This is a genomic window from Pseudomonas sp. TUM22785, from assembly GCF_028198105.1.
Classification (GTDB): Bacteria; Pseudomonadota; Gammaproteobacteria; order Pseudomonadales; family Pseudomonadaceae; genus Metapseudomonas; species Metapseudomonas solani.
This window is the reverse complement of the sequence record NZ_CP116239.1, coordinates 1,307,978-1,331,965: the sequence shown is the minus strand read 5'-3', so window position 1 is coordinate 1,331,965 and position 23,988 is coordinate 1,307,978. Positions and strand designations below refer to the sequence as shown.

Annotated in this window: 24 protein-coding genes; 10 read left to right on the top strand and 14 right to left on the bottom strand. The window is 66.4% G+C overall.

What is annotated here, in order from left to right; genetic code table 11:
• The first annotated feature begins 76 nt into the window (after positions 1-76).
• From hpf to PI990_RS06230, 4 genes are read left to right on the top strand one after another with little or no spacing between them, the layout of a single operon-like run.
• Positions 77-385 carry a ribosome hibernation-promoting factor, HPF/YfiA family gene (hpf, locus tag PI990_RS06245; protein ID WP_263400541.1) on the top strand — a complete coding sequence of 103 codons (309 nt, stop codon included), beginning with the start codon at positions 77-79 and terminating at the stop codon, positions 383-385.
• A gap of 13 nt (positions 386-398) precedes the next feature.
• Entirely contained in the window at positions 399-863 is a 465-nt protein-coding gene (gene ptsN / locus PI990_RS06240) for a PTS IIA-like nitrogen regulatory protein PtsN (protein ID WP_021217831.1), read from the top strand.
• A gap of 9 nt (positions 864-872) precedes the next feature.
• Positions 873-1,730: an RNase adapter RapZ gene (gene rapZ / locus PI990_RS06235; RefSeq protein WP_021217830.1), complete on the top strand. Its 858-nt coding sequence runs from the start codon at positions 873-875 to the stop codon at positions 1,728-1,730.
• A 15-nt stretch (positions 1,731-1,745) separates the two neighbouring features.
• A complete protein-coding gene (locus tag PI990_RS06230; RefSeq protein WP_263400543.1) occupies positions 1,746-2,018 on the top strand; it encodes an HPr family phosphocarrier protein in 273 nt (90 codons plus the stop codon).
• 95 nt (positions 2,019-2,113) lie between these two features.
• Here PI990_RS06230 and PI990_RS06225 read toward each other — a convergent pair whose 3' ends face one another.
• The 6 genes from PI990_RS06225 to pmbA all read right to left on the bottom strand — a co-directional run bounded on the left by PI990_RS06225 (position 2,114) and on the right by pmbA (position 7,585).
• Entirely contained in the window at positions 2,114-3,001 is an 888-nt protein-coding gene (locus tag PI990_RS06225; RefSeq protein WP_031287154.1) for a ZIP family metal transporter, read from the bottom strand.
• Positions 3,002-3,066: 65 nt separating this feature from the next.
• Positions 3,067-3,678, bottom strand: coding sequence for a superoxide dismutase (locus tag PI990_RS06220; protein ID WP_184488685.1), 612 nt, complete (start codon positions 3,676-3,678; stop codon positions 3,067-3,069).
• 14 nt (positions 3,679-3,692) lie between these two features.
• Complete coding sequence (locus PI990_RS06215; protein WP_021217777.1) at positions 3,693-4,139, bottom strand: tetratricopeptide repeat protein; 447 nt, start codon at positions 4,137-4,139, stop codon at positions 3,693-3,695.
• Between the two features lie 54 nt (positions 4,140-4,193).
• On the bottom strand, positions 4,194-5,570 hold the full coding sequence (gene fumC, locus PI990_RS06210; RefSeq protein ID WP_271660114.1) for a class II fumarate hydratase FumC: 1,377 nt from the start codon (positions 5,568-5,570) through the stop codon (positions 4,194-4,196).
• Positions 5,567-5,959 (bottom strand): FagA protein, encoded by a 393-nt coding sequence (locus PI990_RS06205; protein WP_271660113.1) that lies wholly within the window; start codon positions 5,957-5,959, stop codon positions 5,567-5,569. Before PI990_RS06205 ends, fumC begins: the two co-directional genes overlap by 4 nt.
• A 279-nt stretch (positions 5,960-6,238) precedes the next feature.
• Positions 6,239-7,585: a metalloprotease PmbA gene (gene pmbA, locus PI990_RS06200; RefSeq protein ID WP_021217774.1), complete on the bottom strand. Its 1,347-nt coding sequence runs from the start codon at positions 7,583-7,585 to the stop codon at positions 6,239-6,241.
• Positions 7,586-7,730: 145 nt separating this feature from the next.
• On the opposite strand from pmbA, the gene yjgA reads away from it, so the two are divergent.
• Positions 7,731-8,252, top strand: a complete 522-nt coding sequence (gene yjgA, locus PI990_RS06195; protein WP_021217773.1) for a ribosome biogenesis factor YjgA — start codon at positions 7,731-7,733, stop codon at positions 8,250-8,252.
• A 58-nt stretch (positions 8,253-8,310) separates the two neighbouring features.
• Here yjgA and tldD read toward each other — a convergent pair whose 3' ends face one another.
• From tldD to mreB, 8 genes are all read right to left on the bottom strand, one after another.
• Positions 8,311-9,753 (bottom strand): metalloprotease TldD, encoded by a 1,443-nt coding sequence (gene tldD / locus PI990_RS06190; protein ID WP_021217772.1) that lies wholly within the window; start codon positions 9,751-9,753, stop codon positions 8,311-8,313.
• Entirely contained in the window at positions 9,750-10,604 is an 855-nt protein-coding gene (locus tag PI990_RS06185; RefSeq protein ID WP_043246891.1) for a carbon-nitrogen hydrolase family protein, read from the bottom strand. Before PI990_RS06185 ends, tldD begins: the two co-directional genes overlap by 4 nt.
• Before the next feature lie 55 nt (positions 10,605-10,659).
• Positions 10,660-14,490, bottom strand: a complete 3,831-nt coding sequence (locus tag PI990_RS06180) for a YhdP family protein (protein WP_271660112.1) — start codon at positions 14,488-14,490, stop codon at positions 10,660-10,662.
• Positions 14,491-14,504: 14 nt separating this feature from the next.
• Positions 14,505-15,962 carry a ribonuclease G gene (gene rng / locus PI990_RS06175; RefSeq protein ID WP_271660111.1) on the bottom strand — a complete coding sequence of 486 codons (1,458 nt, stop codon included), beginning with the start codon at positions 15,960-15,962 and terminating at the stop codon, positions 14,505-14,507.
• 9 nt (positions 15,963-15,971) lie between these two features.
• Complete coding sequence (locus PI990_RS06170) at positions 15,972-16,565, bottom strand: Maf family protein (RefSeq protein ID WP_184488680.1); 594 nt, start codon at positions 16,563-16,565, stop codon at positions 15,972-15,974.
• A 49-nt stretch (positions 16,566-16,614) separates the two neighbouring features.
• The gene (mreD, locus tag PI990_RS06165) at positions 16,615-17,103 is read right to left on the bottom strand and encodes a rod shape-determining protein MreD (RefSeq protein ID WP_271660110.1); all 489 of its coding nucleotides are present in this window, start codon (positions 17,101-17,103) and stop codon (positions 16,615-16,617) included.
• Positions 17,103-18,077, bottom strand: a complete 975-nt coding sequence (gene mreC, locus PI990_RS06160) for a rod shape-determining protein MreC (protein WP_271661269.1) — start codon at positions 18,075-18,077, stop codon at positions 17,103-17,105. Before mreC ends, mreD begins: the two co-directional genes overlap by 1 nt.
• 78 nt (positions 18,078-18,155) lie before the next feature.
• A complete protein-coding gene (mreB, locus tag PI990_RS06155; protein WP_021217765.1) occupies positions 18,156-19,193 on the bottom strand; it encodes a rod shape-determining protein MreB in 1,038 nt (345 codons plus the stop codon).
• A gap of 218 nt (positions 19,194-19,411) precedes the next feature.
• Between mreB and gatC the strand changes: the two genes are divergently transcribed.
• The 5 genes from gatC (at position 19,412) to PI990_RS06130 (ending at position 23,497) form a co-directional block, all read left to right on the top strand.
• Positions 19,412-19,699, top strand: coding sequence for an Asp-tRNA(Asn)/Glu-tRNA(Gln) amidotransferase subunit GatC (gene gatC, locus PI990_RS06150; protein WP_021217764.1), 288 nt, complete (start codon positions 19,412-19,414; stop codon positions 19,697-19,699).
• Between the two features lie 16 nt (positions 19,700-19,715).
• Positions 19,716-21,167, top strand: coding sequence for an Asp-tRNA(Asn)/Glu-tRNA(Gln) amidotransferase subunit GatA (gene gatA, locus PI990_RS06145; protein WP_271660109.1), 1,452 nt, complete (start codon positions 19,716-19,718; stop codon positions 21,165-21,167).
• A gap of 11 nt (positions 21,168-21,178) precedes the next feature.
• Positions 21,179-22,624 carry an Asp-tRNA(Asn)/Glu-tRNA(Gln) amidotransferase subunit GatB gene (gene gatB, locus PI990_RS06140; protein WP_271660108.1) on the top strand — a complete coding sequence of 482 codons (1,446 nt, stop codon included), beginning with the start codon at positions 21,179-21,181 and terminating at the stop codon, positions 22,622-22,624.
• A gap of 83 nt (positions 22,625-22,707) precedes the next feature.
• Positions 22,708-23,091, top strand: coding sequence for a septal ring lytic transglycosylase RlpA family protein (locus tag PI990_RS06135; protein WP_271660107.1), 384 nt, complete (start codon positions 22,708-22,710; stop codon positions 23,089-23,091).
• Positions 23,092-23,110: 19 nt separating this feature from the next.
• Positions 23,111-23,497 (top strand): carboxymuconolactone decarboxylase family protein, encoded by a 387-nt coding sequence (locus tag PI990_RS06130; protein WP_271660106.1) that lies wholly within the window; start codon positions 23,111-23,113, stop codon positions 23,495-23,497.
• Positions 23,498-23,988 lie beyond the last annotated feature (491 nt).

Here is a 23,988-nt window from a genome sequence, read left to right as displayed (position 1 = left end):
TTGATCCACGCCAAAGTGTTCCGGTGGCAGGCCCGTTAGCCTGTCTCTTACACACGGGCAATAAGGAGAAAGCGGTATGCAAGTCAACATCAGTGGACATCAACTGGATGTGACCGACGCCCTGCGCGACTACGTTGTCGAGAAGTTCGACAAACTGGAGCGCCACTTCGACAAAATCACCAATGTGCAGGTGATCATGCAGGTGGAGAAACTGAAGCAGAAGATCGAAGCCACCCTGCACATCGCCGGTGGTGAGGTCGTAGCCAATGCGGAGCATGAAGACATGTACGCGGCCATCGACCTGCTCACCGACAAACTCGACCGTCAACTGATCAAACACAAGGAAAAGCAGCTGAACCGCCAGCAGGGCGCCACCGCCCGCTGACATTCCCCTTCCTATGATCCGACTTGAGCAAATCCTGACCCCCGGCCGTTCCCTCGTGAACGTGCCGGGCGGCAGCAAAAAACGTGTCCTGGAACAGATCGCCAACCTGGTTGCTCGCGAACTTCCCGACCTCGACTCGCAAGATATCTTCGAAAGCCTGGTCGCCCGGGAGAAACTCGGCTCGACAGGATTCGGCAACGGTATCGCCATCCCCCATTGCCGGCTTCCCGGCTGCACCGCGCCCATCAGCGCCGTGCTGCGCCTGGACGCCCCCGTGGACTTCGACGCCATCGACGGCGCCCCGGTGGACCTGCTGTTCGTACTCCTGGTCCCCGAAGCCGCCACCGATGAACACCTGGAACTGCTCCGCCAGATCGCCAGCATGCTGGACCGCACCGAGGTGCGTGACCGCCTGCGCCAGACGCAGAGCAGCGACAGCCTGTACCAGGTGGTAGTGGACGTCCAGAACGGACGCTAGGACCTTGCCATGCGCCTGATCATCGTCAGCGGCCGTTCAGGCTCAGGCAAGAGCACCGCCCTCGACGTTCTCGAGGACAATGGCTTCTACTGCATCGACAACCTGCCCGCCGGCCTGCTCCCTGAACTGGCCGAGCGCGCGCTGCTGCAGACCGAGTTGCTGCACCCCCAGGTCGCCGTCTCCATCGACGCGCGCAACCTGCCCAGCCAGCTAAAGCGTTTTCCCGAACTCCTCGAAGAGGCCCGCGCCCGCCACATCCACTGCGATGTGCTGTACCTGGACGCGGATGACGAAACGCTGCTCAAGCGCTTCTCGGAAACCCGCCGGCGCCACCCGCTGACCAACGAAGACCGCTCCCTTGCCGAGGCCATCCTCGACGAAGCCTCGTTGCTCGCCCCCATCGCCGACCTCGCCGACCTGAAGATCGACACCACCCACCTCAACCTGTACCAGCTGCGCGACAGCATCAAGTTGCGCCTGCTGAACAAGCCCGAGCCGGGAACCGCCTTCCTAGTCGAATCCTTCGGCTTCAAGCGCGGCATGCCGGTGGATGCGGACCTGGTGTTCGACGTGCGCTGCCTGCCCAACCCCTACTGGAAGCCCGAGCTGCGTGATAACTCCGGCCTGGACGCCAATGTCGCCGAATACCTGGCCGCGCAGCCGGATGTCGAGGAGATGTACCAGGACATCCTCGGCTACCTGAACAAATGGCTGCCGCGCTTCGCCGCCAGCAACCGCGCCTATGTCACCGTCGCCATCGGCTGCACCGGCGGCCACCACCGTTCCGTGTACCTCGCCGAGCGCCTCGGCCAGGCGCTCAAACCCAACCTGAAGAACGTCCAGGTTCGCCACCGCGACCTCAGTTAAAGGATCCCCGCCGCGATGCCAGCCTGCGAAATCACCATCATCAACAAACTGGGGCTGCATGCCCGCGCCGCGGCCAAGTTCGTCGGTGTCGCCGGGCGCTACCCCTGCCAGATTCGCGTAGGCCGCACCCCGGAAAGCCTGGTGGACGGCAAAAGCATCATGGCCGTGATGATGCTCGCCGCCGGCAAGGGCACCAACATCCACCTGCACACCGAAGGCGAGCAGGACGACGATGCGCTCAACGCACTGATCGAGTTGATCAACAACCGCTTCGACGAAGGCGAGTGACGGAAAGCCCGGTACAGATACCGGGCCCGAAAGAGCTGAAACACCGAACCACCCACGCGACGCCTTCCCTGCGTCGCGACATGAGCACCGGCCGATCAGGCCAGCGCCGTATCCAGCACCATCATCAGGCAGAAGCCTGCGGCCAACCCCAGGCTCGCTGCGGTCTCGTGCCCCTTGCGATGGCATTCCGGGATGATTTCGTGGGTCACCGCGAAGAGCATCGCCCCCGCCGCCAGGGCCAGGCCCCAGGGCAACAGCAACGCCGACACCTGCACCAGCCACGCACAAAGCAACGCGAACACCGGCTCCACCAGCCCGGACGCCGCGCCGATCAGCATCGCCTTGCCCCGGGACATGCCCGCCCCCGCCAACACCAGGGAAATGATCAACCCCTCCGGCAGGTCCTGCAGTGCGATGCCCAATGCCAGGCTGTCCGCGCCCGCCAACCCGGCGCCCGCCGCCACGCCCACCGCCATGCCTTCCGGGATGTTGTGCAGAACGATGGCAATGACGAACAGCAGAATGCGCGGTGCCAGCACCAGGCGGTCGGTACGGGTATCGACCTCGAGCTGCCGCTCCGGCAGCAGCCTGCCAAGGCCGAACAGCGCACTGGCCCCCAGCAGCAGGCCGAGGCTCATCAGGAAGCCTGCCGACCATTTGGAAAAGCCCAACTGGCCGGCCGCATCCAGTCCGGGGATCAACAGCGAGAACACCGTCGCCGCCAGCATCACACCGGCACCGAAGCCCAGCAGGGTGTCGGAGGTGCGTGCCGAGATGCTGCGCATGAACAGCACCGGCAAGGTGCCGACGGCCGTGCCCAACGCACACAGCGTGCCCGACTTCAGCGCATGCCAGAGATGGGGCTCCAGCGCACGCTCGGCAGCCAGTACCGCCTGCCAGGACAACAGCAGGCAGCCGACGAGCATCACGCAGAGGCCAAGAACCTGGCGCAGGGAAAGCCCGCTGGGTAATAGAGAAGACATGGGACCCCGGCTGGACGGGTGCAGGCGCCCGTCGGCGCCCAGGCTGTGCAGGTCGGGCTCAGGCATCAGGCCATCGCCTCTCGGTATCGACGGTCCACTTCGGCCCAGTCGATGACATTGTAGAAAGCGCCGATGTATTCGGGACGACGGTTCTGGTAGCGCAGGTAATAGGCATGCTCCCACACGTCCAGCCCGAGGATCGGCACGTTGCCATTCATCAGCGGGCTGTCCTGGTTACCGCTGCTCTCCACCACCAGGCGCTTGCCCGGCGTCACGCTGAGCCAGGCCCAGCCGCTGCCGAAGCGGGTCAGCGCCGCCTTGGTGAAGGCCTCCTTGAAGGCCGCGAAGCCACCCAGCTCCGCCTCGATGGCCGCACGCACGGTGCCATGGGGCTCACCGCCACCGGTGGGCGACATCACGGTCCAGAACAGCGAATGGTTGGCGTGCCCGCCGCCGTTGTTGATCACCGCGCCGCGCAGTTGCTCGGGCACCTCCGCCAGGCGCTGCAGCAACGACTCCACCGGCAGCTGGCCGAGGGGGTTGCCCTCCAGGGCTGCATTGAGGTTGTTGATGTAGGTCTGGTGGTGCTTGCTGTGGTGGATTTCCATGGTCTGCGCATCGATATGCGGTTCCAGGGCATCGTAGGCGTAGGTGAGGACGGGCAGGCTGTAGGTCATGGTCGGTTCCTTGTTCAATGGTAGTAGCGGCTGCCGGAGGTGCTCGGCAGGGCTCGCGAAGAATGGCCAGGCACGATGCCGAGCAGGCGATCGGTACGGGGATAGGCGCCGTGCTCCTGGATGAACTGCAACAGACTGCTGTAGGTGCAGCGGCTATGGCGCAGGGCAACGTCGCGCAGCGCCTCGGGCAGGCTGGTGTCACGCAGCACCTGCAGCAGGCGCTCATGGCAGGTGCAGAGGTTCTCCGCCGTCTCCTCCGGCTGGCCGAGCATCAGGTGCAGGTCGGCCAGGTTGTGGTGGGAGACCACGAACGCGGCCACCGCCTGGTCCGCATCCGGCCACCGCTCCAGCAGCATCTGCGCCTGGGCCAGGGCCTGCAGGTAAAGCTCCCGCGCCTCGATCCAGTCACCGCTGTGGAAGCTGCGGTTGCCAGCCTCGATGGTTCGTTTCCAGTACTCCATCGGCCACCTCCGGGTGGGCGAAGGGTGCCGCCGTGGCGGCACCCGGTGTCGCGGCTAGAGGCCGCCCTCGGTGAGTTTTTCCGGGTCGAGCAGCTTCTCCAGCTCCGCGCGGCTCAGCTCGGTGTTTTCCTCGGCCACATCGATCACCGGGCGCCCTTCGCGGTACGCCTGCTTGGCGATCTCGGCGGCCTTGAGGTAGCCGATGATGGGGTTCAGCGCGGTGACCAGAATCGGGTTGCGCGACAGCGCTTCGTTCAGCTTCGGCTGGTTGACCTTGAAGCTCGCCACCGCGCGGTCGGCCAGCAGCAGGCTGCTGCTCGACAGCAGCTGGACGCTGTTCAACAGGTTGTGGGCGATCACCGGCAGCATCACGTTCAGCTCGAAGTTGCCCGACTGGCCGGCAACGGTGATGGCCGCGTCATTGCCGATCACCTGGGCGGCGACCATCGCCGTGGCCTCGGGGATCACCGGGTTGACCTTGCCCGGCATGATCGAGGAGCCCGGCTGCAGGGCCTCCAGCTCGATCTCGGCCAGGCCGGCCAGCGGGCCGGAGTTCATCCAGCGCAGGTCGTTGGCGATCTTCATCAGGGTCACCGCCACCGTTTTCAGCTGGCCGGACAGGGCCACGGCGGTGTCCTGGGAGCCGATCAGGGCGAAGAAGTTGTTGCCTGGGGTGAACTGCAAACCGGTGAGCAGGTTCAGCTCGACGCAGAAACGCTCGGCGAAGCGTGGGTGGGCGTTGATGCCGGTGCCGACAGCGGTGCCGCCCTGGGCCAGTTGCTGCAGGCTCGGCATCAGCGCACGCAGGTGCTCGATATTGCTCTGCACCTGCTGGGCCCAGCCGTCCAGCACCTGGCTCATGCGCACCGGCATGGCGTCCATCAGGTGGGTGCGGCCGGTCTTCACATAGGGGCGTACTTCCAGGGACTTCTCGCAGAGCACCTTGAGCAGGTGGCCGAGGGCGGGCAGCAGTTGCTCGCTCACCTCGATGGCCGCGCTGGCATGGATGCTCGACGGGATGATGTCGTTGCTGCTCTGCCCACAGTTGACGTGGTCGTTGGGGTTGACCTTCTCCGCCAGCAGGCGGCTAGCCAGGGTGGCGATCACCTCGTTGGCGTTCATGTTCGAGCTGGTGCCGGAGCCGGTCTGGAACACGTCCACCGGGAAGTGGGTCATGAAGTCGCCCGCCAGCAGCTCCTGGCAGGCGCTGACGATGGCGTCGCCCATGGCCGGGCTGATCTGCTCCAGGTCGACGTTGGCCCGCGCGGCGGCAGCCTTGGCGAGGATCAGTGCACGAATGAAAGCTGCCGGCATGCGCTGGCCGGAGACCGGGAAGTTGTTCACCGCCCGCTGGGTCTGCGCGCCGTACAGCGCCTTGGCCGGGACTGCCAGTTCGCCCATGCTGTCGCGTTCGATTCGGGTATCAGTCACGCTGTATTTCCTTCTTCCGGTTCGATGTAGCTCAGGGATGGCGCCAGGCGCAGGGTCGCCAGGCGCCGCTGCAGCCCGAGCAGGCGCTGGCGTCGCAACGGATCGCGTGCCAGCGGGCGCAAGGACTGCAGGGGTAGATAGGCGTGGTCGAGGCACAAGCAGCGCCAGTGCCAGGGCAAGGCGCGGTCGGTGGCGCTGTCCAGCAGCAGCTGGAAGCTGCCTTCGAAAATGCGCCAGGCCGGCAGGTCGTGGTGCACGACCAACTCGTGGCCATCGTTGAGGAAGCGCGTCAGCAGGCGCGGGTCGTCCGGCGCCAGGGCGCAGCGGATACGCTGGCCAAGCCAGCGCCAATCGGAGCATGCCTGGGGTTCGTCGAGACGGGGCCGCACTGCGAATTCTCAAATAGTAATCATTCGCACTTGAGAATAATAAACATTACTAGCACTTGCAAAGTGAAAGTGCGTCAGAGGCGGCCCCGCCTCACGTCAGCGGATGCAATCCATGCGGTAACGGCTGGCAGATAGGCCGCAAAAACATTCAACAGCGCCGATCTCCGGAGCGCATGAAAGTCGCGTCGTCGAGCGTGGCGGGCCATCGGTTCGGGAAAAACACCCATAAAAAAACGCGCCACCCGGGCGCGTTCTTCATGACGACGGCTGACCGGGCGATCAGCTGCCCGCCACCGTCATGCGCTCGATCAGCACCGAGCCGGTGCGGATGTTGCCGCGCACTTCCAGGTCGCTGCCAACGGCGAGGATCTGGCGGAACATGTCCTTCATGTTGCCGGCGATGGTGACTTCCTGGACCGGGAACTGGATTTCGCCGTTCTCCACCCAGTAACCGGCCGCACCACGGGAGTAGTCGCCGGTGACCATGTTCAGGCCGTGGCCCATCAGTTCGGTCACCAACAGCCCGCGGTCCATGCGGCGCAACAGCGCCTTCTGGTCTTCCTGGCCGTGGGTGACGAAGAGGTTGTGCACGCCCCCGGCGTTGGCGGTGCTGGGCAGGCCCAGCTTGCGCCCCGAGTAGGTGCCGAGGATGTAGGAGACCAGTTCGCCCTTCTCCACGAACGGCTTGGCGTAGGTCGCCAGGCCATCGTTGTCGAAGGAGGCGCTGGCCATGGCGCGCGGAATCAGCGGGCGCTCGTCGATGCTCAGCCACTCGGGGAACAGGCGCTCGCCCAGTGCACCTTCGAGGAAGGACGACTTGCGATAGAGGTTGCCGCCGGAGATGGCCGACAGGAAGCTGCTGAACAGCCCGGTGGCCAATTCCGCGGCGAACAGCACCGGCACCTCGCAGGTAGGCACCGGGCGCGCGCCCAGGCGGCTGACCGTGCGTTCCGCCGCGCGGCGGCCGATGACCTGCGCATCGGTCAGCTGGGTGCCGATGCGGTTCACGTCGTACCAGTAGTCGCGCTGCATCTGCCCTTCGCCACCGGCGATCATCACGCAGCTCAGGCTGTGCCGGCTGCTGGCGTAGCCGCCGATGAAGCCATGGCTGTTGCCGTAGACGCGACAGCCCTGGTGGGTGCTGAGGGTGGTGCCATCGGCGTTGCTGATGCGCGGGTCGGCATCGAAGGCCGCCGCCTCGCACACCAGCGCCTGCTCCACCGCCTGTTCGGGGGTGATGGCCCAGGGGTGGTAGAGATCGAGGTCCGGCAGGTCACGGGCCATCAGGCCGCGATCGGCCAGGCCGGCGCACTCGTCCTCGGAGGCGTGCTTGGCGATGGCCAGCGCAGCGGCCACCGTCTCGCGGATGGCGTCATCGCCGGTGGCCGAGGTGCTGGCCGAACCCTTGCGCTGCCCCACATACAGGGTGATGCCGAAGCCCTGATCACGATTGAACTCGACGGTTTCCACTTCGCGCTGGCGCACCGTGGTCGACAACCCCTGCTCCACCGAAACCGCGACCTCACAGGCCGTCGCACCCTGGCGACCGGCTTCGGCGAGGATGCGTTCGACCCGTGCCTGCAACTCGGGCAAGGCCTGCGGGCCGACCACTTCTACTTCACTCATAGCCACTCCAGTTCACAAAACCTTTTCGACGGGGCGAGCGCACCCGGCGCACCACCCCACGGACCGCACCATTGCGGCGCCAGCCGGGCCGGACAATCCCCGTCCGACTGGTTATCATGGCGGCGTTTCCCACTGGATCGCCCCCATGTCTGAATACCTCGACGACGACTTCTCCGGAGAGAAGAGCAAAACCCAGGTCAAGAAAGAGCTTCACGCCCTGCAGGACCTCGGTGAACGTCTGACCACGCTCAAACCCGATGTCCTCGCCAAGCTGCCGCTGACCGACGCGCTGCAGAAGGCCCTGCTCGAAGCGCCTAGGCACAAGGCCCACATCGCCCGCAAACGCCACCTGCAGTACATCGGCAAGCTCATGCGCGAGCAGGACATCGAGGCCATCGTCACCCTGGTCGACCAGCTCGACGCCTCCACCCGCCAGTACAACGAGCGCTTCCACAACCTGGAGCGCTGGCGTGATCGCCTCATCGGCGGGGACGACAGCACCCTGGAATCCTTCGTCGTCGAATACCCGGAAACCGACCGCCAGCACCTGCGCAGCCTGATCCGTCATGCCCAGCACGAGGCGGCCCGTAACAAACCGCCGGCCGCGGCGCGCAAGGTCTTCAAATACATCCGCGACCTGGACGAAACCCAGCGCGGGCTGCGTTAAAGGCCGCTGGAAGCTCGAAGCCGGAAGTCACACGGCTTCGAGCGCCCAACGCCCCTCCTCAAGCTCCCGTACCCCCCACCGTGATCGCATCGATCTTCAGTGTCGGCTGACCCACGCCGACGGGCACCGATTGCCCATCCTTGCCGCAAGTGCCCACGCCGCTGTCCAGCGCCAGGTCGTTGCCGACCATGGAAACCCGGCTCATCGCCTCGGGGCCGTTGCCGATCAGGGTCGCGCCCTTGACCGGCGCAGTGATCTTGCCGTTTTCGATCAGGTAGGCCTCGCTGGTGGAGAACACGAACTTGCCGCTGGTGATGTCCACCTGGCCGCCGCCGAGGTTGGCGCAGTAGATGCCGCGCTCCACCGAGGCGATGATCTCTTCCGGGTCGCTCTCCCCCGCCAGCATGTAGGTGTTGGTCATGCGCGGCATCGGCAGGTGCGCGTAGGACTCGCGACGGCCGTTGCCGGTGGGCGCCACGCCCATCAGGCGGGCGTTGAGCTTGTCCTGCATGTAGCCCTTGAGCACACCGTTCTCGATCAGCGTGGTGCATTGGGTCGGGGTGCCTTCGTCGTCCAGGCTCAGCGAGCCGCGGCGGCCCGCCAGGGTGCCGTCGTCGACGATGGTGCAGAGGCTGGAGGCGACCTTCTCGCCGATCCGCCCGCTGTAGGCCGAGCTGCCCTTGCGGTTGAAGTCGCCTTCCAGGCCGTGGCCTACCGCCTCGTGCAGCAGCACGCCGGACCAGCCCGCGCCCATCACCACCGGCAAGGTACCCGCCGGCGCCGGAATGGCTTCCAGGTTCACCAGCGCCTGGCGCAGCGCCTCGCGGGCATAGCCCATGGCGCGGTCTTCCTGGAGGAAATAACGGTAGTCGGTACGCCCGCCACCGCCGTGGCCACCGCGCTCGCGGCGACCGTTCTGTTCGACGATGACGCTGACGTTGAAACGCACCAGCGGGCGCACGTCGGCACCCAGGCTGCCATCGCTGGCGGCGACCAAGATGTGTTCCCAGACACCCGCCAGGCTCACGGTGACCTGCTTGATGCGTGGGTCCAGCGCACGGGTGGCGACGTCGATGCGCTTGAGCAGCTCGACCTTCTCGGCGCGGTCGATCACGTCCAGCGGGCTGTCCGGTGCGTAGAGCCGGGCGACGTCCGGGCTGGCGAAGGCCTGCACGCGGCCCTGCTGCCCGGCACGGGCGATGGAGCGCGCGGCACGGGCCGCCTGGCCCAGTGCATCGGCGGTGATGGCGTTGCTGTAGGCGAAGCCGGTCTTCTCGCCGGACTGCGCGCGCACGCCCACGCCCTGGTCGAGGTGGAAGCTGCCGTCCTTGACGATGCCGTCCTCCAGCACCCAGGACTCGGAAACCTGGCCGTGGAAGTACAGGTCGGCGGCATCGATGCCCGGGCCGGCGACTTCGCCCAGCACGCCCGGCAACTGCTCGATGGTGAGGCCGCCGGGTGCCAGCAGCTGGTCACTGACGGATAACAACAATTGGCTCATAACTTCTCCGTTCTCGCCGGCCCGGGTGCGGCCGGCGTCAAGAATCTTCTGTGTGCCGTCACCGGCATGCGCTGGCGCACCGCCAGCTGTTCGTCCGTATCGCGGCGGGCGATCAACACCGCCTCGCCGCTGGCCTGTTCGGCAATCACCCGACCCCATGGATCGACGATAGCCGAATGGCCGAAAGTCTCGCGCGGCCCCGGATGAACGCCACCCTGCCCCGCCGCCAGCACATAGCACTGGGTCTCGATGGCCCGCGCCCGCACCAGCACCTGCCAATGCGCCGCACCGGTCACCGCGGTGAAGGCCGATGGCGCGGTGATCAGCTCAGCGCCGGCCTCGCGCAATGCCCCATACAGCTCGGGGAAGCGCAGGTCATAGCAAACCGTCAGGCCCAACCGGCCCACCGGTGTATCGGCGAGCACCACACGCTCGCCGAAGGCATAGTCGTCCGATTCGCGGTAGCGGCCCCGGGCATCGGCCACGTCGACATCGAACAGGTGGATCTTGTCGTAGCGCGCCACCCGCTCGCCTCGCTCGTCCACCAGCAGCGAACAGGCATTGGGCTTGGCATCCGGCGCATCGTCCGGCGGCAACGGCACGGTGCCGGCCACCACCCATAACCTGAGGTCACGAGCCACCTGTTTCAACCAGGGCAGGATCGGGCCTTCACCAAGCGCCTCGGCACGGCCGATGGCGGCATAGTCGCGACGCCCCATGGCGGCGAAGTTCTCGGGTAGTACGGCGAGGCGCGCGCCGCCCTCGGCAGCGGACTCGAGCAGGCGACGGGCGGTCGCGAGATTGGCCAGGACATCGTCCTGGCTGACCATCTGGATCACCGCGAAGGTCATGACATTCTCCACAGCGGGCATCGCCGCATGCTACTCCAGCGCGTGGCCGACGGAATCAATTGGGCTTCTCGAACGGCTTGTCGAAACTGATCTTCGGCTCCGTCAGCGGCCCTTTCACCTCGTACTGCACGCTGGCGAAGCGCGCCACCTTGTCACCCAGCAGCTTGTCCACCACGAACAGCGCACCACCAATGGCCGGCGCCCCGACGATCAAGGCGGCCAGCGGCAGGTTGTTGGTCACCGGCAGGGTCACCAGCAGCTTGGCATCGATGGCGTCGTGGGCCATGTCCAGGGTGCCTTTCAGCTCCAGGCCGCTGGAAGGGCCTTCGAGAACAATGGGCTCACGGGTGACGAAGACCCCCTCGCTGCCCACCAGCAGGCCCTTGACCCGGTCGTAGGCCAGGCCCTTGCCGAGCAGGTCGGAGAAGTCCAGGCGCAGGCGGCGGCCGATGGAGTTGAAGTTGAGCAGGCCGAACACGCGCAGGGCCTGGGCGCTGCCCTCCACCTCGACGAACTGCCCCTTGCGCAGGCTGGCATCGAGGGTGCCGGAGAAGCGCTTGAGGCTCACCCAGGCCGGCGAGCCCGGCCAGCGGCCGTCGGCATCCAGGCGGAAGCGCTCGCTGGTGGCGGTGGGCGCGAACTTCCAGGCCAGCAATACATCGGCGAGGTTCTTGCCTTCGAGGCGGCCTTTGTACCAGCTGGAGCTGGCACCGGCGGCGCCTTCCCACCCGGTGGAGCCGGTGATCTTCAGCCCCTTGAGGTTGAGGTCAAGGTCACTGAACAGGGTGCCCTGGGCCGTCGGCCGGGCCTTGAACGCCCAGGCGCCCAGGGGCTCGTCGCCAAGCTGCACCTGGGCGATGCGCACATCCAGCGCCGGGACGGCATGGGGGTCGACATCCTTCAGCGGGTCGGGGCTGGCTTCCGCCGCCTCGTCGTTCTCCGGCGGTTTGGGCAGGCGCACGCGGGCCAGGTCGAGCACGATGGGCGCACCCTTGGCATCGGGCAGGCTGACGCTGCCCTGCAACAGGTCACTGTCGAGGTCAACCTTCCACAGGGCGTCACCACGGGCCAGGCCGACCCGGAAGTCCTCGAGGCTCATGCCCATGCCATCGAAGTGGCCGATGCGCAGGTCGGCGCCTTGCAACAGGCCCACAGCATCACCGGCGTCCTTGGCGGCATAGCGATCACGCACCGCCTGCCAGGCGGCCAGGTCCAGCGTGTCCAGGGTGCCGCGTACGCGAATGCCACGGTTCGACGGCATGCTCGCGCTGCCCGAGCCCAGCAGCAGCTCGCCGCGTGCCTGGGAAAAGTCCGTGGCCGGTGCCGCGACCGCCAGGTTGGCCAGGCCGCCATAGTCGAACCAGTAGCGCCGCTCGGGGCCGTCCAGGGTCATGCGCCATTGGCTGTCACGCACCTCGCCCGCCGCCTTGCCGAAGGGTGCCGGCAGGTCGATGGCCGCCCCCTTGAGGCTGGAATCGATGCGCAGCTGGCTGTCCTTGCCGTCCAGCGCCAGGTCGAGCTTGTAGGGGATGTCACCGGAAATCGGCAGCGGCCGGGTCACGCCCAGCCAGGCGGCAACGTCCTTCACCGCCGCCTGGCCGCTGGCCTGGATACGCGTACGACCCTTGCCATTGCGCCCCTCGGCGATGGCCTTGGCGGTGACCTCGCGACCGAAGGCCTTGCCCCGGATCTGCTGGGCGCTGAGGCCGCTGGCGGTGTCGAAGCGGAAGGTGCCCGCCAGGGCACTGAGCTCCAGGCTCGGCTTGGCGAACTTCAACCGGGCATCACGGGTGGTGAGTTCGACGATGACCCGGGGTTCGCCACCGGCTTTCTCCAGGGGGATGTCCAGGTCCAGGTTGCCATCCAGGCTGCCGTCGCCCTGCCAGCCGGCCATCACTTCAGCGGCCGGTGTGGGTGCCTCCTGCATGATCTTCAGGCCGTCGGTGAAGCTGCTGTCCAGCTGTGCCTTGACCCGCAGGTGCGGCACCTGGCCGTGTTCCACATGGGGCACATCGGCGCGGGCATCGCTGACGCGGCTGTCGAGGATGCGCCCGCTGGGTACGCGCACGCGCACGCCGCTGTCTTCGACGAACACGTCGCCACGGGCCTCGCGCAGCGCCGGCCAGCCGGGCTGATAGGCCAGCTCGGCATCGTGAACCTTGAAGAACAGGCTGATGGAGCGGGATTCCGGCGGCGAGTCGTGCTGCAGCGAGCCCTGGTACTGGAAGAAGCCCTCGTCCACCACGCCCCCCTTGATCGCGGTCTTCAGCCATTCGGCCAGGGCCGGGCTGAGGCCGCTGGACAGGGTCGGCAGGTACTTCTCGGTGTAGCGCGCATCGCCCTCGTGCAGGCCGACGCGCAGGTCCATGTAATCCTCCTGCGCCGGGTCGTGCAGCAGGCGGATGAGGAAGTCGCCGGCGACCTTGCCTTCATCACCGGTCACCTGCAGGTAGGGGCTGATCAGGGTGAAGCCCTGGTCATCCAGCTTCCAGGTCAGCCGCGCATGGGCCTCGTGGTAGCGCCAGGGCTTGGGGAACAGGTGATCAAGGTGCAGGGCGAAGTCGTCGGAATCCATCCGCAGCTCACCGCCGGCCAGGTCGCCGGTGATGCTGCCGCTGACGTTCTCGGCTGCCGGCGCGCCGTGCACGGCGTTGAAGGAGATGCGCTCCAGGTTGCTGCTGAAACCGATATGCCGGGCGCCCTCCACCTGGGGCCGATAAACCATCTGCAGGTTGCGCAAGGCACCCCGGGGCTTGAGGCCGCTGACCAGCTCGGCGGCCAGGTCCGGCAGCGGCACCAGGCCCTCCACCAGCGGCACCAGGGGCTGCAGGTCGAGGCGGTCGGCGGCGAGCTTCCACTCGGTTTCGCCCTGGCCATTGTCCAGCACCTGTTCGAGCTTGATGTGGGCATTGCTGTAGCGCTGCTCGCCGACGCTCACCGCCAGGGAGTCCAGCAACAGGCTCATGCCCTTGTCGTTGCGGTTGAAGTAGGCGTCCACCGCCAGGTCCTGCAGGGCCACCAGCTTGCGCTGGGCATAGCTGCCACGCAGTTCGCCGACGTGCACACGGGCCACGGCGCCTTGCAGGGCACCGCGCTTCCAGTCGACCCAGAGTTCGCCACCACCCTTGAACTGTTCGATGCGCCAGTCACGGGTCAGGCTCTTCGGCAGCCAGCGCGCCCAGTCGCTCTGGGGCAGGCTGAGGTAGAGCTCGGCGTCGCTGTCCAGCACCACGTCGGGGTTGAGCCGGGTACGCAGGCGCAGGCTCAGTGGCTGGCCGTCCGGCAGGGTCAGCTGGCCGTCCAGGCGTTGCCGCGAGGCATTGCCACCCAGGGATGTCTGGACGTAGGTGAAGGTGACCGGCTTCTGCTTCCAGGGCTCCAGGGTGACCTGGCTGTTGAGCAGGGAAATGCGTTTGACCACCCCGAGGCCGTCGATCAGCTTGCGCGGGTTGAACGGCTGCTGGTCGTCACGGGCGGGCATGCCGGCCAGGGTCCACTTGCCGGTTTCGTCCTGCTGCACCTGCAACTGCAAGCCCTCGACTTCCAGGCTGGCGATGCGCGGTGCACGGGCCAGCAGGCTGCCAAGCAGGTCGGGCACCACGCGCACCTGGTCCAGGCGCAGAACCGCATCGCCCTCTCCCAGCATCACATCGTGGGCCACCAGCACCGGGCCCATGCCTTGCCAGCGGCCTTCGAGGCTGCCGATCAGCAAGGGTTCGCCCAGGGCCTCGCGAGCCTTCTCCTGGACTTCGGCACGGTACTCGGCCACCAGCGGCACCAGTTGCCGCCCGAGGCTCACATAGAGCGCAGCCAGCACCAGGCCCAGTGCGCAGAGCGCCAACAGGGTACGCAGGAAGGTGACCAACGACAGGCCCGGACGCGCCATATCAGTTCAGGCCCTCAGAGCAGCACGACATCGTACTGCTCCTGGGAATACATCCCCTCGACCTGGAACTTGATGGTGCGCCCGATGAAGGCTTCGAGGTCGGCTACGTTGCCCGACTCCTCGTCCAGCAGGCGGTCCACCACTTTCTGGTTGGCCAGCACCAGGTAGCCCTCGGCCTGGTAGGCACGGGCTTCGCGGAGGATTTCGCGGAAGATTTCGTAGCAGATGGTTTCGGCGGTCTTCAGCATGCCGCGGCCCTGGCAGCTCGGGCACGGCTCGCAGAGGTTCTGCATCAGGCTTTCGCGGGTGCGCTTGCGGGTCATCTGCACCAGGCCGAGCTCGGTGATGCCGATGATGTTGGTCTTGGCGTGGTCCCGCTCCAGCTGCTTCTCCAGCGTCCGCAGGACCTGGCGCTGATGCTCCTCGTCCTCCATGTCGATGAAGTCGATGATGATGATGCCGCCCAGGTTGCGCAGGCGCAGCTGGCGGGCGATGGCGGTGGCCGCTTCGAGGTTGGTCTTGAAGATGGTCTCTTCGAGCGTGCGGTGGCCGACGAAGGCGCCGGTGTTCACGTCGATGGTGGTCATCGCCTCGGTGGGGTCGATGATCAGGTAGCCGCCGGACTTCAGCAGCACCTTGCGCTCCAGGGCCTTCTGGATCTCGTCCTCGACGCCGTAGAGGTCGAAGATCGGGCGCTCGCCGGGGTAGTGCTCCAGGCGGTCGGCGATCTCCGGCATCAGCTCGTCGACGAACTGGGTGACCTTCTGGAAGGTCTCGCGGGAGTCGATGCGGATCTTCTCGATGCGCGGGTGGACCAGATCACGCAGGGTGCGCAGGGCCAGGCTCAGGTCTTCGTAGATCACCGAAGGCGCGGGGGCGCTCTGCATCTGCGAGGAAATCTGCTCCCACAGCCGGCGCAGGTAACGGATGTCGACGAGGATCTCCTCGGACCGCGCACCATCGGCGGCGGTACGCAGGATGAAACCACCGGTTTCCACGATGCCTTCGGCGGCGACGCAATCGGCCACCACCTGCTTGAGGCGTTCGCGCTCGGCTTCGTCTTCGATCTTCAGCGAGATGCCCACATGGGCGGTACGCGGCATGTAAACCAGGTAGCGCGAGGGGATCGACAGCTGCGTGGTCAGGCGCGCGCCCTTGCTGCCGATGGGGTCCTTGGTCACCTGCACCACCAGGGCCTGACCCTCGTGGACCAGGGCGGTGATGTTCTCCACCGCACTGCCCTCGCGGTTGGAAATTTCCGAGGCATGGATGAATGCGGCGCGATCCAGGCCGATGTCGACGAAGGCCGCCTGCATGCCCGGCAGCACCCGCACCACCTTGCCCTTGTAGATGTTGCCGACGATGCCACGACGCTGGGTGCGCTCTACATGCACCTCCTGCAGCACGCCGTTTTCCACCACCGCCACGCGCGATTCCATCGGCGTGATATTGATCAGAATCTCTTCGCTCATGCTGAGAACCTACCCGACGCGCTGCCAACAAGAAATGCCGAATTCGCCCAGCACGTCTGCCGTTTCCAGCAACGGTAGACCCACCACGGCGGAATAACTCCCCTGAATGTTCTCGACGAACACCGCACCCAGTCCCTGAATCGCGTAGCCACCTGCCTTGTCCGTCGGCTCGCCGCTGGCCCAATAGGCCTCGCGCTCGGCCTGGGGGATGACGCGGAAGCGCACCCGACTGGTCACAAGGCGCGAGATGCAACGCCCGGGCTGGGCCACCGCCAATGCGGTCAACACCTCGTGCTCGCGGCCGGAAAGGCCCGCCAGCATCGCCAGGAAGTCGTCGCGGTCCTGGGGCTTGCCGAGGATGCGGCCATCGAGCACCACCGACGTATCGGCACCCAGCACGCAGGCATCCCCGGCGGCATCGCCCAGGGCGGCCAGGCCGGCGGCGGCCTTTTCCCGGGCCAGGCGCTCGACGTAGGCCGGGGCAGGTTCGCCGGGGCGCACGGATTCATCGATGGAAGCGGAAAGAAGCCGGAAGGGAACGCCGATCTGGGCGAGCAATTCGCGACGGCGGGGCGAGCCGGATGCCAGGTGGAGCGTGGCCATGCTGGGACTTCTCCATGTCGAGAAGGCGCGCGGCATGGCCGCGGCCTGGTCATTTGACGTTGAGGCGGCGGCTCAGGCCGCGCAAGGCGGCGAAAATCCAGGGCCAGAGCAAGGCGCTGACCAGGGCGGGCAAGAGGAACAACAAGGTCGGCGGGCGGTTGCCGGTCAGGGCGTTGAGCCACAGCTGCACCAGTTGGGCGAGGCCGAAGACCACCATCAGCACCAGACTCTGCTGCCACATGGGGAACATGCGCAAGCGCTGATGCAGGGTCAGTACGAGGAATGTGATCAGGGACAGGATCAGCGCGTTCTGCCCCAGCAGGGTGCCGTAGAGCACGTCTTCGGCAACGCCGACCAGCCAGGCGGTGGTCACGCCTACGCGGTGCGGCAGGGCCAGCGTCCAGTAGGTGAGCAGCAGGGCGGGCCACAGCGGGCGCCCCACTTCCATGAAGGTGGGCATGGGCGCAACGCTGAGCAGCAGGGCCAGCAACAGGCTGAACCAGATCACCCAGCCATTGTTCGAACGGGCGCTGACCATCAGCGGTTCTCCCGGTGGGCGGGCGGTGTAGCCGGCGTCGAGGAGGCCGCGCCGGCAGGAGTCGGGGCGGCAGGCGTGGCGGCGGCGCCTGGGGCGGCCGCACCGGCGGGCGCGGGCGTCGCAGCGGGCTTGCCAGTGGCTTCGCGATCGGCCGCTTCCTGGGCTTCGGCCGAATCGTTGGCGCGTTGTTCGGGGCTGCGGGTATCGGTGAACACCAGCAGCAGATAGCGGCTGCGGTTCAGCGCAGCGGTGGGCACGGCACGAACGATGGCGAAAGGCTGGCCGGAGTCGTGGATGACTTCCTTGACCGTCGCCACCGGGTAGCCGGCGGGGAAGCGCTGGCCAAGGCCGGAACTCACCAGCAGGTCGCCTTCCTTGATATCCGCGGTATCGGCCACATGGCGCAGCTCCAGGCGTTCCGGGTTACCGGTGCCGCTGGCGATGGCGCGCAGGCCGTTGCGGTTCACCTGAACCGGAATGCTGTGGGTGGTATCGGTGAGCAGCAGGACGCGGGCGGTGTAGGGCATCACCTCCACCACCTGGCCCATCAGGCCACGGGCGTCGAGCACCGGCTGGCCGAGGAACACGCCGTCCTTCTCGCCCTTGTCCACCAGGATGCGGTGGGTGAAGGGGTTGGGATCGACGCCGATCAGCTCGCCCACCAGAACCTTGTCGTCCACCAGGGCGGAGGAGTTGAGCAGCTCGCGCAGGCGCACGTTCTGCTCGGTCAGGGCCGCCAGCTTCTGCAGGCGACGCTGCATCAGCAGGCCTTCGGCCTTGAGCTTCTCGTTCTCGGCGATCAGGGTGCTGCGGCTGGTGAACTGGTCGCTGACGCCATCCCAGAGGCGCACCGGCAAATCCGCCAGCCAATAGAAGGGCGTCAGCACGAGGCCCATCTGGCTGCGTGCTGGTTTCAACGTGTCGAAGCGGGCATCGACCACCATCAAGGCGGCAGAAAGCACGGCGAACGCCAACAGGCGCACGCCGAGCGAAGGTCCCTTGGCGAATAGCGGTTTTATGACCCGCTCCTCAGGTGCAATGGCTCTCCAACCTTACTCGGTGGAGAGCAGGTCCATTGCGTGACGATCCATCATTTCCAGGGCGCGACCACCACCACGGGCCACGCAGGTCAGCGGGTCCTCGGCGACGATCACCGGCAGGCCGGTTTCCTGGGACAGGAGCTTGTCGAGATCGCGCAGCAGCGCGCCACCACCGGTCAGCACCAGGCCGCGCTCGGCGATGTCGGAAGCCAGCTCCGGCGGGGATTGTTCCAGGGCGCTCTTGACCGCCTGGACGATGGTCGCCAGGGATTCCTGCAGCGCTTCCAGAACCTCGTTGGAGTTCAGGGTGAAGCTGCGTGGTACGCCTTCGGCCAGGTTGCGACCACGGACGTCGATCTCGCGGACTTCGCCACCCGGGAAGGCGGTGCCGATTTCCTGCTTGATGCGCTCAGCGGTGGATTCACCGATCAGGCTGCCGTAGTTGCGGCGCACGTAGGTAACGATGGACTCGTCGAAACGGTCGCCGCCAACCCGTACGGATTCGGCGTAGACCACGCCGTTGAGGGAGATCAGGGCGATCTCGGTGGTGCCACCGCCGATGTCGACGACCATGGAGCCACGGGCCTCTTCGACCGGCAGGCCGGCACCGATGGCCGCGGCCATGGGTTCTTCGATCAGGAAGACTTCACGGGCGCCGGCGCCCAGAGCGGATTCGCGGATGGCGCGACGCTCGACCTGGGTGGACTTGCAGGGAACGCAGATCAGCACACGGGGGCTGGGCTGCAGGAAGCTGTTCTCGTGCACCTTGTTGATGAAGTACTGCAGCATCTTCTCGCAGACGCTGAAGTCGGCGATCACGCCGTCTTTCATCGGGCGGATGGCGGAAATGTTGCCGGGGGTACGACCGAGCATGCGCTTGGCCTCGGTACCGACGGCCACGACGCTCTTCTGGTTGCCGTGGTTACGAATGGCGACCACGGACGGCTCGTTCAGGACGATGCCGCGCTCGCGCACATAAATCAGGGTATTGGCAGTGCCCAGGTCGATCGAAAGATCGCTGGAAAACATGCCACGCAGTTTCTTGAACATGGGAGAGGGACCCTAGGCAACGCGTGGGTAAAAAAGTGCGGCAAACTCTAACAACGACAGGGATTTTGGGCAAGGCGCCGATATGTTAAATTGCCGGTTTTTCCGGGCCTCTGGGCCCATCATCGCGGCCTTTGACCGCCCGTTCGCGGTGCCGTTCCCGGCGCCCTTCCCGCACGGTCCCAAGCACTGCGCTGACCGCACCTCAGTTGGAGAACCCGATGGCGCTTGAACGCTCCGACGTGGAAAAGATCGCCCATCTCGCCCGCCTGGGCCTGAACGACGGCGATATCCCGCGTACCACCGAGACCCTCAACAACATCCTCGGCCTGATCGACGCGATGCAGGCCGTGGACACCGACGGCATCGAGCCGTTGGCCCACCCCCTCGAAGCCACCCAGCGCCTGCGCGCGGACGAAGTGACCGAGGAGAACCACCGCGACGCCTACCAGGCCATCGCGCCGGCCGTCGAGAACGGCCTCTACCTCGTGCCTAAAGTCATCGACTAAGGAAAAGGGTTACAGCATGCATCACTTGACCCTGGCCGAGATCGCCCGTGCGCTGGCCGCCAAGGAATTCTCCTCCGAGGAACTGAGCGGCGCCCTGCTGGCGCGCATCCAGGCCCTCGACCCGCAACTCAACAGCTTCGTCACCGTCACCGCCGACCAGGCGCTGGAACAGGCCCGTGCCGCCGACGCCCGTCGTGCCGCCGGCGAGAACGGCGCCCTGCTCGGCGCGCCCATCGCCCACAAGGACCTGTTCTGCACCCAGGGCGTACGCACCAGCTGCGGCTCGAAGATGCTCGACAACTTCACCGCCCCCTATGACGCCACCGTGGTCGAGAAGCTCAAGGCCGCCGGCACCGTCAGCCTCGGCAAGCTGAACATGGACGAGTTCGCCATGGGCTCCGCCAGCGAATCCAGCTACTACGGCGCGGTGAAGAACCCCTGGGCGCTCGACCGCGTGCCCGGCGGCTCCTCCGGCGGTTCCGCCGCGGCCGTCGCCGCGCGCCTGGTGCCCGGCACCACCGGTACCGACACCGGCGGCTCGATCCGCCAGCCCGCGGCCTTCACCAACCTCACCGGCATCAAGCCCACCTACGGCCGCGTGTCGCGCTGGGGCATGATCGCCTACGCCTCCAGCCTCGATCAGGCCGGCCCGCTGGCCCGCACCGCCGAGGACTGCGCCCTGCTCCTGGGCGCCATGGCCGGCTTCGATCCCAAGGACAGCACCAGCGTCGATGCCCCGGTGGACGACTACCTCGCCGCTCTGGCCCAGCCACTGGCCGGCCTGCGCATCGGCCTGCCCAAGGAATACTTCGGCAGCGGCCTCGACGCGCGCATCGGCGCCGCCGTGATGGCCGTGGTCGAAGAGCTGAAGAAGCTCGGCGCCACCGTCAAGGACGTCTCGCTGCCCAACATGCAGCACGCCATCCCCGCCTACTACGTGATCGCCCCGGCCGAGGCCAGCTCCAACCTCTCGCGCTTCGACGGCGTGCGCTTCGGCTACCGCTGCGATGCGCCCAAGGACCTCACCGACCTGTACAAGCGCTCCCGCGAGGAAGGCTTCGGCAGCGAAGTGAAGCGCCGCATCATGGTCGGCACCTACGCGCTGTCCGCCGGCTACTACGACGCCTACTACCTGAAGGCGCAGAAGATCCGTCGCCTGATCAAGAACGACTTCGTCAAAGCCTTCGAGGGCGTCGACCTGATCCTCGGCCCGACCACGCCCAACCCGGCCTGGAAACTCGGCGAGAAGAACAACGACCCGGTCGCCCAGTACCTCGAAGACATCTACACCATCACCGCCAACCTCGCCGGCCTGCCCGGCCTGTCCATGCCCGCCGGCTTCGTCGACGGCCTGCCGGTAGGCGTGCAACTGCTCGCACCCTACTTCCAGGAAGGACGCCTGCTCAACGTGGCCCACCAGTACCAGCAGGTCACCGACTGGCACAAACAGGCCCCGGCCGGATTCTGAGGACGACACACATGCAATGGGAAACCGTGATCGGGCTGGAAATCCACGCACAGCTCAGCACCCAATCGAAGATCTTCTCCGCCAGCGCCACCACCTTCGGCGCCGAGCCCAACACCCAGGCCAGCCTGGTTGACCTCGGCATGCCCGGCGTCCTGCCGGTGCTCAATGCCGAAGCCGTACGCATGGCCGTGAAATTCGGCCTGGCCATCGACGCCGAGATCGGCGAGCGCAACGTCTTCGCCCGCAAGAACTACTTCTACCCGGACCTGCCCAAGGGCTACCAGACCAGCCAGATGGACCTGCCCATCGTCGGCAAGGGCCACCTGGACATCACCCTGGACGACGGCACCACCCGCCGCATCGGCATCACCCGCGCGCACCTCGAAGAGGACGCCGGCAAGAGCCTGCACGAAGACTTCCACGGCATGACCGGCATCGACCTCAACCGTGCCGGCACCCCGCTGCTGGAAATCGTCTCCGAACCGGAGATGCGCAGCGCCAAGGAAGCCGTGGCCTACGCCAAGGCCATTCACGCCCTGGTCCGCTACCTCGGCATCTGCGACGGCAACATGGCCGAAGGCTCGCTGCGCTGCGACTGCAACGTCTCGGTCCGCCCCAAGGGCCAGGTCGAGTTCGGCACCCGCCGCGAGATCAAGAACGTCAACTCGTTCAAGTTCATCGAGCGCGCCATCAACACCGAGATCGCCTGGCAGATCGACGAGCTGGAATCCGGCCGCAAGATCGTCCAGGAAACCGTGCTCTACGACGTGGCGGCCAACGAAACCCGCTCCATGCGCAGCAAGGAAGAAGCCAACGACTACCGTTACTTCCCCTGCCCGGACCTGCTGCCGGTGGTGATCGAGAAGAGCTTCCTCGACGAAGTGCGCGCCCAACTGCCGGAACTGCCGGTGCAGAAACGCGAGCGTTTCGAGAGCCAGTTCGGCCTCTCCGCCTACGACGCCAGCGTGCTCTCCGCCAGCCGCGAGATGGCCGACTACTTCGAAGCCGTGCAAAGCACCTGTGGCGACGCCAAGCTGGCCGCCAACTGGGTGATGGGCGAGCTCTCCAGCCTGCTCAACAAGGACGCCCTGGAGATCGAGCAATCGCCGGTGTCCGCCGAGTACTTGGGCACCATGATCCTGCGCCTGAAGGACGGCACCATCAACGGCAAGGCCGCGAAGACCGTGTTCGCCGCCATGGCCGAAGGTGAAGGCTCCCCCGACGCCATCATCAAGGCCCGCGACCTGGTGCAGAACACCGACAGCGGCGCCGTGGAAACGCTGCTCGACGAGGTGCTCGCCGCCAACGCCGAACAGGTCGAGCAGTACCGCGCCAGCGACGAAGCCAAGCGCGGCAAGATGTTCGGCTTCTTCGTCGGCCAGGCCATGAAAGCGGCCAAGGGCAAGGCCAACCCGGCCCAAGTGAACGAACTGCTGAAGAAGAAGCTCGAAAGCTGAGCCTGCTGAACCGGTGGGCCCCGCACGGGGCCCGCCGGACAGTGACAGGGCACAAGAACGTTTCGCCTCCATCAGGTGACGCCATGCAGCGACTGCTCTGCCTTCTCGCTTTCTCCGGCCTGTTGACCGGCTGCTCCTACATCCCCTTCGAACGCGACAGCGAAACCCCGGGCGACTACCGCGCCGAGGGCCGCGCCTCCTTCTATGGCGCCCGCCACCACGGCCAGAAGACCGCCAGCGGCGAACGCTTCGACCAGAACGCCCTGACCGCCGCCCACCGCACCTTGCCCTTCGGCACCCGGGTCAAGGTCACCAACCTCAACAACGACCGCAGCGTGGTACTGCGCATCAACGATCGCGGCCCCTATGCCCGCACGCGGATCATCGACGTCTCGAAAAAGGCCGCCGAAGAGCTGGGCATGATCCGCTCGGGCGTGGTGCCGGTGCGCGTCGAAAGCCTCAGATGAACCCAAGCAGGAAACCGCTATGAGTGAAACACGCAAACCCGGCGTCCAGGTCCGCCGCGAAGTCATGGGCGACGCCTTCGTCGACCGCGCCCTGGGCAATGCCACCGAATTCACCCAGCCGCTGCAGGAGTTCGTCAACGAACACGCCTGGGGCGGCGTCTGGAACCGTGAAGGCCTGGACCGCAAGACCCGCAGCCTGATCACCCTCGCCGCCCTCACCGCCCTGAAATGCCCCCAGGAGCTAAAGGGCCACGTGCGCGGCGCGCTGAACAACGGCTGCACCGTGGAAGAAATCCGCGAAGCGCTGCTGCACTGCGCCGTCTACGCCGGCGTCCCCGCCGCCATCGACGCCTTCCGCGCCGCCCAGGAAATCATCGACACCTGGCAGGCCGAGCAGAAGGCCTGATTAGCGCCTGTAGGTTGGCGCCGAGCGCAGCGAGGCCCAACGATGCGCGGCTCGACGTCGCTGCGCGGGACTGTGGGAGATTCATTCGCGAAGAGGGCCAACTCGGGCGGCGTTAAGTGTTGCTAGAAGAATTGAGCCCAGCTGATTGCTGAGTTCCGGTGCGGCTTTTGGTTTCGCCCCCCCCCGGGCGAGTCCCTTTTCCAATCGCTGGAACGCCAGCCCGGTGAAAAGGAACCAAAAAACTCGCCCCTGCATACGGGTCTGGCTTCGCCAGACTCCCCTCGCTCCATCATCGTTACTCGCTACGCTCGCCCTTCGGGCCGCACTGAAGTGCGTTCGCCGCAAGCGGCGTCCAGGGGCACGCCGCGAAGGGCCATCCCTGGCCCATCGCGGCTCTCGCGACATCCATGTCGCTCAACCCCTTGATTCGCTTCGCTCACCCTTCGGGCCAGCCTTCGGCTGTTACTCCGCTTCGCTTCGTTTCACGACGA